This window comes from Azospirillum sp. TSO22-1 (assembly GCF_003116015.1).
In the GTDB taxonomy this organism is placed as follows: Bacteria; Pseudomonadota; Alphaproteobacteria; order Azospirillales; family Azospirillaceae; genus Azospirillum.
In genome coordinates, this window is sequence record NZ_LGQZ01000158.1 from 1 (window position 1) to 15,424 (window position 15,424).

Annotated in this window: 13 protein-coding genes; 7 read left to right on the forward strand and 6 right to left on the reverse strand. The window is 69.4% G+C overall.

Going from position 1 to position 15,424, the window contains the following annotated elements:
- Both TSO221_RS31250 and TSO221_RS36150 read right to left on the reverse strand, forming a co-directional pair.
- A partial coding sequence (locus TSO221_RS31250; RefSeq protein ID WP_199229708.1) for a hypothetical protein occupies positions 1 to 304 on the reverse strand: 304 nt, incomplete at its 3' end.
- A 54-nt stretch (positions 305 to 358) separates the two neighbouring features.
- Positions 359 to 2,173 (reverse strand): matrixin family metalloprotease, encoded by a 1,815-nt coding sequence (locus tag TSO221_RS36150; protein WP_199229709.1) that lies wholly within the window; start codon positions 2,171 to 2,173, stop codon positions 359 to 361.
- Between the two features lie 407 nt (positions 2,174 to 2,580).
- Between TSO221_RS36150 and TSO221_RS31260 the strand changes: the two genes are divergently transcribed.
- The 3 genes from TSO221_RS31260 to TSO221_RS31270 are packed head-to-tail and all read left to right on the forward strand — an operon-like array spanning position 2,581 to position 5,806.
- The gene (locus TSO221_RS31260; RefSeq protein WP_199229710.1) at positions 2,581 to 3,360 is read left to right on the forward strand and encodes a Mu transposase C-terminal domain-containing protein; all 780 of its coding nucleotides are present in this window, start codon (positions 2,581 to 2,583) and stop codon (positions 3,358 to 3,360) included.
- Complete coding sequence (locus tag TSO221_RS31265) at positions 3,357 to 4,289, forward strand: TniB family NTP-binding protein (protein WP_199229711.1); 933 nt, start codon at positions 3,357 to 3,359, stop codon at positions 4,287 to 4,289. The genes TSO221_RS31260 and TSO221_RS31265 overlap by 4 nt, the downstream gene beginning before the upstream one ends.
- Entirely contained in the window at positions 4,286 to 5,806 is a 1,521-nt protein-coding gene (locus tag TSO221_RS31270) for a TniQ family protein (protein WP_109122399.1), read from the forward strand. Before TSO221_RS31265 ends, TSO221_RS31270 begins: the two co-directional genes overlap by 4 nt.
- Here TSO221_RS31270 and TSO221_RS31275 read toward each other — a convergent pair.
- Entirely contained in the window at positions 5,736 to 6,683 is a 948-nt protein-coding gene (locus tag TSO221_RS31275) for a recombinase family protein (RefSeq protein ID WP_109122400.1), read from the reverse strand. The two genes, TSO221_RS31270 and TSO221_RS31275, sit on opposite strands and share 71 nt — an antisense overlap.
- 449 nt (positions 6,684 to 7,132) lie before the next feature.
- Here TSO221_RS31275 and TSO221_RS31280 point away from each other — a divergent pair, with 449 nt between their 5' ends.
- Both TSO221_RS31280 and TSO221_RS31285 read left to right on the forward strand, forming a co-directional pair.
- Positions 7,133 to 8,419 carry a helix-turn-helix domain-containing protein gene (locus tag TSO221_RS31280; RefSeq protein WP_109122401.1) on the forward strand — a complete coding sequence of 429 codons (1,287 nt, stop codon included), beginning with the start codon at positions 7,133 to 7,135 and terminating at the stop codon, positions 8,417 to 8,419.
- A 415-nt stretch (positions 8,420 to 8,834) separates the two neighbouring features.
- Positions 8,835 to 9,773 carry a replication protein RepA gene (locus TSO221_RS31285; RefSeq protein ID WP_109122402.1) on the forward strand — a complete coding sequence of 313 codons (939 nt, stop codon included), beginning with the start codon at positions 8,835 to 8,837 and terminating at the stop codon, positions 9,771 to 9,773.
- Positions 9,774 to 9,824: 51 nt separating this feature from the next.
- On the opposite strand, the gene TSO221_RS31290 is transcribed toward TSO221_RS31285, so the two are convergent.
- The 3 genes from TSO221_RS31290 to TSO221_RS31300 all read right to left on the reverse strand — a co-directional run bounded on the left by TSO221_RS31290 (position 9,825) and on the right by TSO221_RS31300 (position 12,280).
- On the reverse strand, positions 9,825 to 10,031 hold the full coding sequence (locus tag TSO221_RS31290; RefSeq protein WP_109122403.1) for a hypothetical protein: 207 nt from the start codon (positions 10,029 to 10,031) through the stop codon (positions 9,825 to 9,827).
- 143 nt (positions 10,032 to 10,174) lie between these two features.
- Entirely contained in the window at positions 10,175 to 11,416 is a 1,242-nt protein-coding gene (locus TSO221_RS31295; RefSeq protein WP_109122404.1) for a glycosyltransferase family 4 protein, read from the reverse strand.
- Between the two features lie 33 nt (positions 11,417 to 11,449).
- The gene (locus tag TSO221_RS31300) at positions 11,450 to 12,280 is read right to left on the reverse strand and encodes a hypothetical protein (protein WP_146208966.1); all 831 of its coding nucleotides are present in this window, start codon (positions 12,278 to 12,280) and stop codon (positions 11,450 to 11,452) included.
- A 138-nt stretch (positions 12,281 to 12,418) separates the two neighbouring features.
- Between TSO221_RS31300 and TSO221_RS31305 the strand changes: the two genes are divergently transcribed.
- Both TSO221_RS31305 and TSO221_RS31310 read left to right on the forward strand, forming a co-directional pair.
- Positions 12,419 to 12,994: an NUDIX domain-containing protein gene (locus tag TSO221_RS31305; protein ID WP_109122406.1), complete on the forward strand. Its 576-nt coding sequence runs from the start codon at positions 12,419 to 12,421 to the stop codon at positions 12,992 to 12,994.
- 210 nt (positions 12,995 to 13,204) lie between these two features.
- On the forward strand, positions 13,205 to 15,364 hold the full coding sequence (locus TSO221_RS31310) for a type I secretion system permease/ATPase (RefSeq protein WP_109122407.1): 2,160 nt from the start codon (positions 13,205 to 13,207) through the stop codon (positions 15,362 to 15,364).
- Positions 15,365 to 15,424 lie beyond the last annotated feature (60 nt).

Below are 15,424 nucleotides of genomic sequence, written 5' to 3' on the forward strand. Positions count from 1 at the left end.
CGGCCCGCCACTGGCCCCGTCCGAAGGTCCATTGCTGGCCCGCGGGGGGCGCTTGCGGCGGGAAGGTGTAGCCGGTGAAATAGCCGTTCGGCTTGGAGTGGCGCGTCCAGCGGTTGCCGTTCCGGGCGGCGGCCAGCAGGGTGTTGCCGCTCACCGCCGCCTCGATCTCCTGCGCGCCGGCCGGCTTCTGGCTGCCGAGGACCGGTGGCGCCGGCGGGCCGCCGTACCGCAGTTCGGCCAGTGACCGGGAGGAGCCGCAGCCCGCCAGCACGGCGAGAATGGCGAAGGACGCAAGACGGCGCATGAAAACGGACCTTTCGTCGATGGGAATGCGGTTCAGCGGTCGTCGCAGCGCCGTTCAGGCCCAGAAGGTTCCCACGGCCGGCTGGGCGAAGCGGCCGAGCAGGTCGGCCGCACCGGGCTGGAGGTCCGCCAGCGTGCCGAGGGCCGCGGCCATCGCCTGCGCGCCGTCGCCGCCGACGGCGCTGCGCACCGCACCGCTCGCCCACCCCGCCGCGTCCACGTTGCCGCCCCCACTGCCCCCTCCGCCGCCGAAGAACGCCGCGGCGTCCGCCTCGTCCATGGCGGACGGCGCGCCGGCCGCGCCCGCGCTCGTCGAGGCCACGTAGTAGGCGATGCCCTCGTAGGTGAAGGTGCCGGACAAGGTGGTGATCACCGAATCCCGCTCGCTGGTCGAGGTGGTGAAGAAGTGCGAGCCCAGGCGGTGGTTGAAGAAGCGGTACAGCGCGGTGGCGCCACTGGTGGACGCGCCGCTCGATCCCGTCGCGAAGGCGTGATAGGCCGTGCCTTCGTAGGAGTAGGTGCCGGACAGGTTGGTGATGACGTTGTCCCGCTCGCTCTCGCTGGCGGTGTAGAAGTGGTTGCCGACCCGGGTGTTGAAGAACCGGTAGACCGCCGTGGCGCCGGGATAGGCGCTGTTGATCGAGTTGAACGGCTGGCTCTCGTAGCGGAACTGCGGCAGCGTCTGCAGCACGTTGTCCCGCTCGGTCGTGGACGCGGTGTAGAAGTGGAAGCCCGTCTGCGTGTTGAAGAAGCGGTGGATGGCGCTGCCGGTGATGCCGACGCTGCCGCTCACCGAGGCGGCGCTGATCGAGGTGTCGCCGAACCGCAGCGTCTCGACGTTGCTGAGCGTGCTGACGACGCTCCCTTGGGCGACGCTCAGCGCGCCGTTGGCCCAGGCCATGGTGTAGAGGGTCGACGCGCCGGAGAACACCACGGTGTCGCTGCCGGCCCCGCCGTCGATGGTGTCGCCCAGGCCGCTGGCGTAGATGGTGTCGGCCCCGCTGCCGCCGCGCGCGCCCTGGATGCGGCTGCCGGAGGCCACCCCGGCGACCAGCGTGCCGCCGATGCTCGACAGGGTGCCGCCGCGCAGGTCCAGCACCGCCGCGGCGGTCTGTGCGCTGGCGTCCAGCGTGTTGGTACCGTTCGGGTCCCAGATGGTGACGAAGCTGCTGCGGCTCAGCGTGTAGGTGTTGTTTCCGGGGGCGGCGGCGGTGTTGGCGCCGTACAGGTGCTGCACGGCGGCGATGTCGTAGATCGACGGCTGCGTCGGGTCGGCGGCCGTCGGCAGCGCGCTGTTCTCGTTGTAGGACATCAGCGTGTAGGCGTAGTTGTCCTGCGCCGCGGGCAGGTAGGGCCCGTCGGTGCCGCCGCCGCCGGCGTTGTAGTTGCCGGGGTGCTTGAGCCCGATGGCGTGCCCGATCTCGTGGATGAGCGTCATGTAGCCGTAGCTGCCCGGCGACGGCGTGACGTTGTTGGAATCGTCGTTCGCCATCATCGTCAGGCCGCCCGTCGCGGACGTGGACGGGTAGTAGGCGTAGCCGGCGGAGACGCCGGACTGGTTGTTGGTGCCGAAGCGGATGCTGGCGCTGCTGGCCGCCGTGGTTTCCCGGAAGGTGATGTTGGCCACCGCGCTCCACGCGGCGAGCGCCTGGCGGATGTAGGTCTTCTGCGTGCTGCTGGCCGGCGCGAAGCCCCACGCGTCATCCCAGTCCAGCCCCGACGCGCTGGTCAGGAAGCCGTAGGTGACGGTGACCGCCCGTCCGAGCGTGGAGCCGTCCAGCACCGAACCGCCGCTACCCCAGTGCGGGGAGTCCGCCGGCAGGAGCGCGGCGATGGTGCTGTCGGTGACGCTGAGCGCGGATGCCGGCATGAAACCTCCACGTGCTCGGGACCGCTCCGGCCGCGCTGCCGCGCCCCGAAGCCCGGATCGGGTGGGCCCTCCACCGATGGGGTAGGCTACCCAACGCAATAATGGATTGGGAAGCCGGAGCCGGTGTCGCTCCGGCTTTAAGAGCGGACTCGGCATCGAGGTTTTCCACGGGTGAGTTCCGGCTTTATGGACGGACCTTCCGGGTATAAGGCCGAACTTTCCGGCTTCATGACCGAACAAAACGACAGCCGGTATCCGGCCTGCCCGACAGCCTGCACCTCGACAACGCAAAGGAATTCCGCGCCCATGCCCTGAAGCGGGGCGCCGAAGAGCACGGCATTCGTCTGCTCTACCGTCCGGTTCGCACGCCGCACTACGGCGGGCACATCGAGCGGCTGATCGGCACGATGATGGGCGAGATCCATCTGCTGCCGGGCACCACCTTCGCCAATGTCGCCGAACGCGGCAACTACGATCCCGAGCGACACGCCGCACTGACGCTGTCCGAGTTGGAGCGTTGGCTGGCGATCCAGATCGTCGGCCCCTACCACTCCGACATTCATGCCGGCCTCGGCATGCCGCCGACTGCAGCCTGGGCCCAGTCCGTCGACCGACGCCCCATCCCAGCTCGGGTTCCGCCGGATCTCAATGGCTTCCTCGTCGATCTGCTGCCCTGTCAGGAGCGGATGGTCCGGCGAGACGGCATCCGCTTGTTCAACATCCACTATTGGGACGACGTGCTGAGCGTGTGGGCCGGGCGCGTGGAAACGCGCCTGCCGGTGCGCTTCGACCCCCGCGACCTGTCCTGCATCTGGCTGGAGGCGCCCGACGGGACCCGCTGGCCGATCCGCTACCGCGATCTCGCCCGCCCTCCCATCACCCTGTGGGAGCACAAAGAGGCGCAACGACGGCTCCGCGAGCAGGGACGGGGTGCCGTTGACGAGCAGCTGATTTTCGACGCCGTGGAGGCTCAGCGAGCCTTGGTGGCCGAGGCCGTGGCACAGACGAAGCGGGCACGTCGGGCCGTGCAGCGTGTAGCCCACTTGGCGGCGGCCGACAGCACAGCGCGTTCATCGCAGCCTGTCCTGGACGACCTTGCCCCAACGCGTCCCGATCCGACCAGCAACGACAGTTCCGACCCTGCCCCTCCTCCTCTGCTGCCCTATGTCGTGGAGGATTGGTCGTGAGCGAGGATTTCCAACACCTGCACGTCGCCTATCGTCCGTTTGCTGCGTCGCCCGACGACGATCGCATCGCGCGGGTGCGGGCCGACCGCTGGATCCAGTACCCGGCCGCCGACGCCGCCCTGGCGCGGCTCGCGGACGTGATGAGCTATCCGCCGCGTGATCGCATGCCGTGCCTGCTCCTCTATGGCGACACCGGCATGGGCAAGACCATGATCATCCGCCGCTTTACGCGGGCGCACATGCCGAACTTCGAGCACGCCTCCGGTCTCACGACCATGCCGGTGGTGGCTTTCCAGATGCCTCCAGAACCCGATGAGGCGGACTTCTATGGCGAACTCTTCACAGCCCTGGGAGCACCGCAGCGGGTCAGCAGCCGCCCTCCTGCCAAGCAGATCCGTGACCTGTGCCGTCAACTGCTGCGGACCATGGGCACGCGCCTGCTCATCATCGACGAGGTGCATGCCATGCTGGCCGGGACCTATCGGCAGCAGCGGATCTTTCTGAACACCATTCGGTTCCTGGCCAACGATCTGCGCATTCCGCTGGTCTGCGCCGGCACCGACCTTGCGCGCCAAGCCCTGCTTACCGACCCACAGCTGGCCGAGCGATTTGATGCCCTTCACTTGCCGCGGTGGCGCGACGGAGAACCGTTCCGGCGACTGCTGGCCAGCCTGTGCGCAGTCCTGCCTTTGCGCAAGCCGTCCGACCTGGACAGCGCCGATGTCCGCAAGCGGGTGCTCGAACTGACGGATGGCGTCACGGTGCGGATCTGCCGCCTCATTGAGACGGCGGCTGTCGACGCCATCCGGTCTGGCCGGGAGCACTTGGATCTGTCCTCGTTCACCAGCGACAGCGTGGTCTTGCCGCTCGTCTCGATGACGATGAAGGGTTCGCCCCGGCCGGCCCGTGGGCATGCGAGCACCGGATGAGGCTGGCCCCCCACCCATTTCCAGTTGCTCCCCGGCCAATGGACGGCGAGTTGCTGTCCTCCTGGCGCGCCCGGATAGCATGCCGCTACGGCCTGGAAGGCTGGGAATTGGCCCCGGACGTTCTGTCCGGCCGACACTCCGAAGGTGCGTGCCAACACGACGTCGATTGGGCGCCCGCCCCGCAGGACATTCAGTTCCTGGCCGCATCGACCCGCCTGGATGTCGAGACCGTGGCAGCCATGGCCCTGTCCCGACGCGGGTGGCGCCGCCATTGGGCGTGTTGGGAACGCGCTCCGGACGACACGACGGCCTGGGGGCCGTACGGGCGGGTCGAGGTGGCTTGGTGCCCGGCGTGCCTGCGGCATGATCGGCAGATCGGCCGGGATGCGTGGCTTCGACGCGACTGGGCCATCGCCGCCCGAGGGCTGTGCGCCACACATGGGCTGCCTTTGGAACAGCGGTGTCACTTTTGCGAGGGCTGGCAGCCGCAACGGTGGGTAACGCTCAGCGATTCAGCCGTGCTGCTGTGCAGTCATTGTGGGCGCTCGCTCGATGAGGTCGTCATCGACAATGACATAAGCAGCAACGGGGTGACGCAGCCGCGCACGCTCCATGACTGGGCAAAATTGCGGGCGTTTGAGGAGCATCTCGTGGCCGTCCTCGATGGCCATGAACCCGACGGTCGCTGGACCGGGCGTTCAACCCGGCAGGCCTTCCTCTGCCTTGTCGAGGATCTGACCCGATTGCTCTGCCACTTGAACATGTGCAACGGAGGTGATTGGGCTCTCATCAACCGGATCGTCCAGCCCCCATGGCCCACCGGATGGCGGGACCGGCTTCGGTGTTCCTCCGCTTACCCACTGGCGGTGGTCCCGATTTGGTGGCGCCGGGCGTTGTTGTCGGCCGTGGCCCGCCTGTTGACCGAAACCGCGTCGGAGCGTGGCTACGGCTTCTCCTGGCTGGAAGACGTCTTGCCTCCCCGTCCTTTGAGCATCGGCACGCTCTACACCGAGCTGGACGATGTGGGTCGCCGCATGCTGGCCGACCGGAGCAGCCGATGGCCCGTGCGCCCACAGGCAGCGGCGCTCGCAGCCGTTCGAAATGCCCAGAAACAGGCTTCTGTCACAGCTCAGAAAAAGCTTCAGGAATGGCAAGCCGCCGCCTATCGACGACAGGAGCGCGAGCGAAAATCTGACCTTAGACGTCAGCGCCGAGAGCGGCAGCGCCTTATCAGAATACTGAACAACCTTTTTCAGGCGACGCGCCACGGGCCAGTCTCAGCCAGCCTGTTCAGTTTGGTCATTGGGCATCCATCAGCACAGCCCGCTGATAACCTTCCTCCAACCCTTGGTTTGCGCCCGGCATCTGTCTATCGGGACATGGCCGAAGACATCCTGCGGGGTCCTGTCTGGCAAGCCTCGCGCCAGCTCGACGCCAAGGATCGGATCAAGCTTCTGGGCCGCTTGGCGCGCCAAGCGCTTTTCGACGAGCCCGCTTCCCCTGGGCCGCCGGCGTGACGAGGCCGAACCGCTCGGCACGGTCCAGCAGCGCCTTGACCGATGAGGCTGACCATGTGGTGCCGCGGCGTGGGGTACGGATGTGCATCTCCTCCAGGCGCGTCGCGATGGCACGCAGGCTGATGTCCGGATCGGCCCCTTTGATGCCGGCGATCACCAGCAGGATGTCGTCCTTCGGCGACTTGCGCGACGCCGGCGCGATCAGCGCCCGGTCGGCCAGTCCTTCCGTGACCAGACGGCGCACCGCCCGCGACAGCCGGTCCGTCGTCCACGGCCGGTCGGGCGAGCCGAGCCGGCCCAGAGCCTTGGCCACCTTGCCCCAGGAACTGGCTGGCCGCATGGCGGAGACCTTCGGGAGCCATGCGTCCATGGTGGAGAGCAACTCCGCCATGTACTGGCGGTCGCGGATGGCGGTCAGCTTGCGGATAGCGTCTGGATCGCGTTCGCGCAGCTTGGGGTTTCCCCCCACCCTGCCGCGCGCCTTGGCCGCCCGCAGCCCGGCCTTGGTGCGCTCTCGGATCAACGCGCGCTCCAGCTCCGCCGCCGCACCGAGGACCTGGAGGGCGAACTTGCCCTGCGGGGTCGAGGTGTCGATCGGGTCGCGCAGCGACTTGAAGTGGGCGCCGACCGCCTCCAGCCCTTCGATCACCTCGAGCAGGTGGGACAGCGAGCGCGCCAGACGATCGATGCGCGCCACGACCAGGATGTCGCCGCGCTTGATCTGGGCGATCGCCTTGGCCAGCTCCGGCCGCGCCCGACTGGCGCCGGATGCCTTCTCCTCGAAGATGGTCGAGCAGCCGGCGGCCTTCAGCTCATCGAGCTGACTGAAGGTGGCCTGGTCCTCGGTGGAGACGCGGGCGTAGCCGATGAGCGCCATAGGATCCGTTCAGAAAAGCGGAGAAAACGCCCTATTGTACAGTTCAATCCGCTCCGAGGAAACGATCGTTTGAGAAGCTGTGCAGACCGTTTGAACAGCTGCAGACGCCTTCCGCCCTGTTCGCCGGGACGAGCGGAGAGTCCGGTTATGAAGCCGGAAACCAGTTCAGTCTTAAAGCCGGAAAGTGGGTCGAAACGGCGCAGAACCGCGGGATTCCGCTCATAAAGCCGGAGCGACAGCCCGGACCGGTGTCCGCCGGTACGGCCGGATGGCTTGGGCGCACGGCGGTTCCGAACCGGCAGAACCGCCCGGCGGCGGCGGGGCCGGCAGCGTGGAGGGTGGTGCGGACGGCGGCAACGACGCGGACTCGCCATTTCGTCGATACCGCTTGCATGGTATTTCCCTGTCACCATAATCCCATTCCTGTCAAATACTTGGGAGAGCCCACCATGATCCCGCCGCGCGCCGTGCCCGACCTGCTGTCCGCCGAACGCGGGCTGGCGCGCTTCGACGCGCTGCTGGCCGACCCCGCGCGGGCGCGCCGGCACGCCTGCGACGCGGTGCGGCGGGACGTGCTGGCGATGGCGGCGCTCGACGGGGCGCTGGTGGCGGCGGACGACCTGCTGCTCGCCCTGGCCTCGCCGGACGAGGTGGACCTGCCGCGGCGGAGCGAGGCCGGCGCGGCGGCCCTCCTCTATAGAGTGCTGCTGGCCCTGCCCGGCGGGCTCGCGACGGCGGTCCCGGCGCCGGAGGAGGTTCCGAAGGACGGCCGGCTGCGCCCGGAGACGGTGGCCGCGTGGTCGTCGCTCGCCGCCGAGACCCGGCGCCTGCTCGCCGAGGCGGAAGCCGCCCTCGGCGGAGACGAGCCCGGGGGCGGAATCGAGGGCGGGACGGAGGACGGGGAACCGGCCCCGGCGCGCGCCCTGTCCCCTTGGGCCCTGCCCTGGCTGGAGGAGATCCACGCGCGCTGGTACGAGGCCCGGCACGGCCGGCGCCCCGCGCCCTGGGCAGCCGGCGCGCGGGAGACCGCGCAGGACGCCCTGCGCACGGTCGACGAGGCGCTCGCCGCCGACCCCGGCGTGGCCGGCGCGGCGCGGGCGCTGCACCGGCTGCACGGCGTGCGCGAGGCGCCGCCCTCTCCCCTCCCCGCCGTCGCCGACGAGGACGAGCACAGCCAAGCCATCCGCCGCCACATCGCCGGCCAGGCGGAGGGCGGCTGGTGGCCGCACTTTGCCCGGATGGCGGCGCCGCACCTGATCGCGCGGGCGTGCCGGATGGGCGCGGCCCGCCTGCCGGTGGCCGCCTGGTGGGGCCGGGACCACGCCGGCTACCGCGTGGCGCTCGGCGGGTCCGAGGACGGCTGGATCGCCTGGATGGCGCGCCTCGCCGCCGACGCCGTCGAGGCCGAGACCGAGCGCTCGGCGCGGATCGAGGCCCGGCACGCCTCCTGGATCGCCGCCACCGCCGTGGTTCCCCGGCTGCCGAAGCGGCGGAGCGACACGCGCGGCCCGACGCGCCGGCAGCGCGCCGGAACCCGCCGCTCCACCGGACGGCTGCCGCAGCTCCTCGACCTGCTGTGGGAGCAGCCGATGGTGAGCACGCGCGCGGTGGAGCGGCGGCTCGGCATGACCTACCGCTCGGCGCTCGACCTCATCCAGGACCTCGAGACGGCCGGGGTGCTGCGGCGCGCCACCGAGCGCAAGCTCGACCGTTTGTGGCAGGCGGCCACGCTCTGAGCGGGGTACCGGAATTGGAGTCTTGTCGCGCCCCCCGGCGCCGGCCCCAGGGCCGGGGGACGGCCAGGCTGGCGCCGGCTTTCCGGCCGCCGCGCGGCCTCCCAAGATCTGGTGTCGCGACTCGGTCTTCCCACAAACCAAGCGATTCGCTGGCGACTCGCCAGGGATTCATTGGAGTCTTGTCGCGTCCGGCTCCGGCCGTCCACAAAGTCGCGAACTATCCTCTGGACTCTTGTCGCGCGATTCCTGGAGTTTTGTCGCGCGAATCGCGATTCGCTATTGGAGTCTTGTCGCACAAGCTATTAGGTTAACCCAAATATCCTTGCAAATAGTTTGCGCGACAAGACTCCAAATTGCCGCTGTCTACGTTCCATGTTATAGCCGCGATCAGAGAGTGATGCTAAGGCCGACCCCGATGGGAAAGATCCACCACCTGATCACCCAGCTTGGGCGTGACCAAGCGAGGGCTCTCCAGACCGAACCGGAACAGCGCGCCCTAGTGAATATCGCCGCCGCCGTTCTGGAGGAAGAGCGTCAAGACCTTGGCATTACCTATTCGGGCTTTGCGCTCACCGCGCTTCCTCATCGCCGCTTGCCGGACGACCAGCCCTGGGAACGGCGGGGCCATCGGATCCGTCTTCTGATCGAGCCCGGGCGACTTCCGATTCGCAACGGAGGATTCAAGCTTTACGGCGTGCCGTATGGCAGCCGCGCCCGCATGATTCTGCTTTATCTGCAAACCCGGGCCCTGCAGACCGACAGCCGGGAGGTCGAGCTCGGCCGCAGCATGCACGAGTGGCTGGACCGCATGGGCTTGTCGGTGGGCGGGCAGACCTACCGCGACATTCGCGAGCAGGCCTCGCGCATCGCCGCCTGCAACTTGACCTTCGCCTGGGAGGATACCAACAGCGTCGGGTTCGAAAAGAGCTCGATCGTCAAGGGTGGCGTCCACTTCTCGACCAACGCCAATGCCGACCAGGGCACGCTGTGGGAAGACCGCGTGCTGCTGTCCGAAGCGTTCTTCCGCGAGCTGAAGGCACATCCGGTGCCGATCTGGGAGCCGGCACTGCGGCACATCCAGAACAACAGCACCAGCATTGACATCTATATTTGGATGGCCTACCGCCTGCACAGCCTGTCCCGATCGACGACCATCACCTGGCCGGCAGTGTTCGAGCAGTTCGGCGCCGGATACAGCCGGCTGCGCGACTTCCGCAAGCGCTTCACCGAGGCCCTGCAGCTGGCGCTCGCCGTCTATCCTGACGCCAACGTCGACGTCGAGGAGCACGGCCTGGTCCTGCACCCCTCCCCGCCCCCGATTCCCGAGCGGAAGCTGGCGCAGCTGTCCCGCTGATCGTCGGGAAGCACCCGACGATCAGCGCTTCCGGCATGGCGACGGCTGGATTCAGCCCGCGCGGACCTTGTGCCTGGCGGAGTGGTCGAGCCAATAATCCGGCGCGTCGCTGTAAGCGGCCTGAATCCCGAATACCCGCTCCCACTCGCGCTCGTGGAAGACGTTGAAGTCACGGTCGGCGAGGTATTCACACACGACCTCGCGCGTGAAACTGTTCTGCGGCGGGTTCGCCACCCGCATGAGAGCCGAAAAATCCATGACTCTGACCGTTCGGGGCAAATCCGCGCTTTCACGCTACTCCGATCAGACTAGGCCGCGCAACGGCGGTGCGAGGGCAAAGGTGGGACATCCGCGCTCTCCCCCCGGCGGCGGGGTGCGACAAGACTCCAAGTGCGGACCGCTCATACGGCCGTGGGACGGAGGGCCGGGGTGCGTCCGGCGTGCAGGTCCTCGATCAGGCGGATCTGCGCCGGCAGGCAGACGGAGTGCAGGTCGTAGCGCTCCACCACGGTGTGCCGCGCCGCCTCGCGGATCGCCGCCATGCGCTGCGCATCGCCGAGCGCCTCGTCCACCCGGTCGGCCACCGCCTTCGGGTCGAAGAAGTCCACCAGCAGCCCGTTGCGGCCGTCCTCGATCGCCTCGGCGACCGGCGGGGTGTTCGAGCCGACCACCACCGCGCCGCAGGCCATGGCCTCCAGCATCGACCAGGACAGCACGAAGGGATAGGTCAGGTAGATGTGGGCGCGCGACAGCTGGACGATGCGCAGGAAGACCTCGTAGGGGACCTTGCCCAGGAAGTGCAGGCGCTGCGGGTCGACCTGCACCTCGCCCAGCAGCTTTTCCCGCCAATTAGCGGCGTCCGCCGGGCGCGCACCGTAGCTGACGTCGTCGGCACCAACCACCAGGATCTCCGCCTTCGGGCGGCGGCGCAGGATCTCCGCCGCGGCGTGCATGAAGGTCGGGAAGCCGCGGTAGGGCTCCAGGTTGCGGGCGACGTAGGTGACCACCTCGTCGGCGCGCGACAGCGTGCGGCCGTTCGGCAGCGTGAACGTGACCGTCTCGTCGGGCCGGCACACCTCCGTATCGACGCCGTCGTGGACGACGGAGATCTTCGACTGGAACCCGACGGGGTGCTGGGCGTGCTGCCACTCCGTCGGGCTGACGCCCCAGTCCGCCGCCTCCAGGCTGGTCAGCAGCGTGGTGTTCTTGCAGCGGATGCGGCAGGCCATGTCGATGGACACCTCCTGCCGCGGGTCGAAGCCGACGTCGGAGCCCCAGCTGCGGTAGAAGAACTCGCAGAAGGCCAGCAGCTTGGACTCCGGGAACACGTCCTTGAGGAACAGCGCCTCGCCCCAGCCGGGATGGGCGCAGATCACGTCGGGCACGAAGCCGCGCCGCCGCAGCTCGATCCCCGCGCGCGCCACCGCCTGCCCGTGCAGGACCTGATCCTCGAACGGGCGCAGGTAGTGGTGGATCTCCTTCGCCGGCCCGCGGCTCGGCGCGTAGGTGACGACGGTGGCGTTAGGGATCTCCCGCTTCGCCTTGCCGATGAAAACCACCTCGTTCTCCGGGCGGGCGGCGAGGTGCCGCGCCATGTGCTTGTACTGTCCGGGCGTGTTCTGGTGGACGAAAAGCAGACGCATGACGGGATCCGGTCTGGTAGGCGGGGCTGGCCCCTAACGGGCGGCGCGCGCCACGTCGAGAACGACACGGTACCCGCGATCGCCTTCCGGTGGCAGCACGAACATGGATTTCAGCTGGATCGGGTCCGGGGACTCGATGGTCAGGCGGCTGGCGCCGCGGGCCCCCTCCTCGACCCGGTAGCCCAGGGCTTTGGTGGTCAGGCGCCCCTGGCGGGCCATCCGCCAGACGGCGTTCGGCATCTCGATCCCCACCGCGCGCGGCGCCGACTGGGCCGCCCGCTCGAGGCGCGGCTGCGCGCTCACGTCCAGTACGATCCGGGTGAAGCCGTCGTGCGCGCCGGCGCGGATGCCGGACACCAGCACGGCGGACGGGGCGGTCGAGGCCGCTGGCGCCGGACCAGGCACGGGCGGCTTGGCCGGCGGGACGGCGACCGGAACGACGGCCGGAGGCGACGGCTGGGGTGGAGACTGGGGTGGAGACTGGGGATGCGTCCGGGGGGCGGCCGGCATCGCGGCCACGACCGCCGGTGGTGAGGGCGGCGGCGTTTCCGGTGCGGCGGCGGCCGTGACAGGGGCCGGAGCCGGCGACGTGGGCTGGGCCGGCGGGGCGGCCGTCGTCGCGAAGCCGCCGGTCCGCCCCTCGGCCTGGCCGAAGCGCACGTAGTGCTCGTAGCCGCTGCGCAGCGCGCCCTGGCGGACCGCCGCCGCCACGTCCGGGTTCCGGGCCAGGTAGACGTGCTCCCGCCAGCCGGCCGGCGGCCCCGCGCCGTCGCTCCCGGCCGGCTCCGTCTTCACCCAGGACGACGCCAGCGGCAGCAAGGAGATGCGGATCCCCAACCGCTCCAGGCCCAGGGGAACCCACAAGGGCAGGAGGGCCAGGAAACCCAGGAGGAAGAAGCCCCTTATCATCGCCGGGTCGCTGTGGTTTTTGACGCGTGGTTTTTGCCGGTATGATCGCGCGACGCGCACGACCCCTGAACGGCTGCCGCCGGAAGGAATAGCATGGATTGCCGCCACCGCATCGTCGCCCGTCGCCTCGCCGCCTCCAACACGCGCTTCGACGTGCGCTTCGACCGCATCGAGGGGCCGGACGGCGTCGTGCCCGAGTTCCTGATGGTGCGCCCGAAGGTGCTGCACGCCGACCTGGTGTCCGGCGTCTGCGTGTTGCCCGAGGTGGACGGGCGCATCGGCCTGATGCGGATCCGCCGTCCGCACTTTCCCGAGCCGATCTGGGTGGCGCCGTCCGGCTTCGTCGAGCCCGGCGAGCCGACGGCGGTCTCGGCTCTGCGGGAGCTGGAGGAGGAGACCGGGCTGACCTGCGCGCCGGACGACCTGCGGCCGCTCGGGCTGCTGCTGCTCGACCCGGCGGTGCTGGAGGCCCGCGTCGCCCTGTTCGCGGCGGTCCGCACCCGCCCGCTGCCCGGCGCGGCCGGTGGTGCTGTGGGCGAGCTGGGGGTGGGCCGGCTCGAGCTGTTCACCCCGGACGAGCTGGAGGAGCTGGCGGTCGCCTCCCCCGACATGGACGGCGGTACGGTCGCCGCCTGCCTGCGCTACCTGGCGCTGCACCGTCGCCCATAGGAGAAAAGGAGATCTGCCGCTCCGTTTCCCTTACCCAGTTTGGGTATGGTGCCTTCGAACAGACGGACGAAAAAGAACATGTGCCGCCCGGATTGGGCGGGGATGGCCGGTGGATTACCACTTCTTCTGAAGTAGATTTGCCGGGTTCCGGGAGACACTTGCGGATGAGCCCGCGACAGCGGCCGCAAGGACAGCAGACCGGAACAGGCCATGGAAAACGTTGACAGGGGATCGAGCCGCGACCCGGGGATAGCCGCGCTGGTCGCCGCCCTGCGGATCCTGGGCGTGCCCGCCGACCACGAGGCGATCCGCCACGACTGCGGCGGCCGGCCGGCCGAACTGCGCGACCTGATCCGCCAGGCGCGCCGCATCGGCGCCAAAGCGCGCGTGGTCTCCACCAACTGGAAGCGGCTGGAGCGGACCCCGCTGCCCGCCGTGGTACCGGGGCCCGACGGGTCGTTCCGGGTGCTCGTCAAGGCCGGGCGCGACAAGGTGCTGGTGCACGACGCGGCGTCCGGCCAGACGACGATCCTCGACCACGACGCCTTCGCGCCGCTGTGGGACGGCCGGCTGCTGTGCCTGGGCCGCAAGGGGACGCTCGGCATGGGCGTGCCGCGCTTCGACATCGGCTGGTTCGGCGCCGCGGTGTGGAAGTACCGCAGCATCCTCGGCGAGGTGCTGGCGGCCTCGTTGTTCCTCCAGCTGTTCGCGCTGGTCACGCCGCTGTTCTTCCAGGTGATCATCGACAAGGTGCTGGTGCACCACAGCGCCAGCACGCTCGACGTGCTCATCCTCGGCATGTTCGCGGTGATGGTGTTCGAAGGGCTGCTGGGGGGCCTGCGCACCTACACCTTCGCCCACACCGCCAACCGCATCGACGTGGAGCTGGGCGTCCAGCTGTTCCGCCGCCTGCTGTCGCTGCCCATCGGCTATTTCGGCACGCGTCGCGTCGGCGACAGCGTGGCTCGGGTGCGCGAGCTGGAGACGATCCGCAACTTCCTCACCAGTTCGACCATGACGCTGGTGCTGGACCTGCTGTTCACCGTGGTCTTCCTGGCCGTGATGCTGCTGTACAGCCCGGTGCTGACGGCGGTGGTCGCCGCCTCCTTCCCGCTCTACGTCGCCATCAGCCTGGTCGCCACGCCGATCCTGCGCCGCCGGCTGGACGAGAAGTTCGCCCGCGGCGCCGAGAACCAGAGCTTCCTGGTCGAGGCGGTGTCGAGCGTCGAGACCATCAAGGCGATGGCGGTCGAGCCGCGCATGCAGCGCAAGTGGGAGGACCAGCTCGCCGCCTACGTGCGCGCCGGCTTCCGGGCCGGCATGCTGACCAACATCGCCAGCCAGTCGGTGCAGTTCGTCTCCAAGCTGTCCACCATGGCCGTGCTGTGGCTGGGCGCCAGGCTGGTCATCGAGGGCGGGCTGACGGTGGGCGAGCTGATCGCCTTCAACATGTTCGCCGGCCGGGTGGCGCAGCCGGTGCTGCGCATCGCCCAGCTCTGGCAGGACTTCCAGCAGGTGCGCCTGTCGGTGCAGCGCATCGGCGACATCCTGAACACGGCGCCCGAGCCCCTGCAGATCGCCGGGCGCGGCGCCCTGCCGGCGATCAAGGGCGACGTCGTCTTCGACCACGTCACCTTCCGCTACCGCCACGACGGGCCGGAGACGCTGGCCGACGTCACCCTGCACATCCCGGCGGGCCAAGTGGTCGGCATCGTCGGCTCGTCCGGCTCGGGCAAGAGCACGCTGTCGAAGCTGCTGCAGCGCTTCTATGTGCCGGAGCGGGGCCGCATCCTGGTGGACGGCGTCGACCTGTCCACCGCCGATGCGGTGTGGCTGCGCCGGCAGGTCGGCGTGGTGCTGCAGGAGAACGTGCTGTTCAGCGGCAGCATCCGCGAGAACGTCGCGCTGTCCGACCCGACCATGGACATGGACCGCATCGTTGCCGCGGCGAAGCTGGCCGGCGCCCACGACTTCATCGCCGAGCTGCCGGAGGGCTACGACACGGTGGTCGGCGAGCGCGGCGCCACGCTGTCCGGCGGGCAGCGCCAGCGCATCGCCATCGCCCGCGCCCTGGTGAACAACCCGCGCATCCTGATCTTCGACGAGGCGACCTCGGCGCTCGACTACGAGTCCGAGCGGGTCATCCAGCAGAACATGCAGCGCATCTGCGCCGGGCGCACCGTGCTGATCATCGCCCACCGGCTCTCCGCCGTGCGCATCGCGCACCGCATCATCACGGTCGAGCGCGGCCGCGTCGTCGAGGACGGCGCGCACGAGGACCTGATCCGCTGCGGCGGCCGCTACGCCACGCTGTTCAACAGCCAGACCGGTGGTCAGCCGGGCAGCCAGCTCGGCCGCGCCGCGGGCTGAGGAGGGAGGACCGATCATGAGCCGCACCGCCGCCGTTCCCGCCCCCCTCCCCTCCCCCGC

What these genes read in the sequence shown, in the direction of transcription:
- TSO221_RS31285 (WP_109122402.1), top strand. Translation starts at nt 8,835, where the DNA reads ATGGGAAAGATCCACCACCTGATCACCCAGCTTGGGCGTGACCAAGCG.
- TSO221_RS31275 (WP_109122400.1), bottom strand. Translation starts at nt 6,683, where the DNA reads ATGGCGCTCATCGGCTACGCCCGCGTCTCCACCGAGGACCAGGCCACC.
- TSO221_RS31290 (WP_109122403.1), bottom strand. Translation starts at nt 10,031, where the DNA reads ATGGATTTTTCGGCTCTCATGCGGGTGGCGAACCCGCCGCAGAACAGT.
- TSO221_RS31305 (WP_109122406.1), top strand. Translation starts at nt 12,419, where the DNA reads ATGGATTGCCGCCACCGCATCGTCGCCCGTCGCCTCGCCGCCTCCAAC.
- TSO221_RS31310 (WP_109122407.1), top strand. Translation starts at nt 13,205, where the DNA reads ATGGAAAACGTTGACAGGGGATCGAGCCGCGACCCGGGGATAGCCGCG.
- TSO221_RS31270 (WP_109122399.1), top strand. Translation starts at nt 4,286, where the DNA reads ATGAGGCTGGCCCCCCACCCATTTCCAGTTGCTCCCCGGCCAATGGAC.
- TSO221_RS31280 (WP_109122401.1), top strand. Translation starts at nt 7,133, where the DNA reads ATGATCCCGCCGCGCGCCGTGCCCGACCTGCTGTCCGCCGAACGCGGG.
- TSO221_RS31295 (WP_109122404.1), bottom strand. Translation starts at nt 11,416, where the DNA reads ATGCGTCTGCTTTTCGTCCACCAGAACACGCCCGGACAGTACAAGCAC.
- TSO221_RS36150 (WP_199229709.1), bottom strand. Translation starts at nt 2,173, where the DNA reads ATGCCGGCATCCGCGCTCAGCGTCACCGACAGCACCATCGCCGCGCTC.
- TSO221_RS31260 (WP_199229710.1), top strand. Translation starts at nt 2,581, where the DNA reads ATGATGGGCGAGATCCATCTGCTGCCGGGCACCACCTTCGCCAATGTC.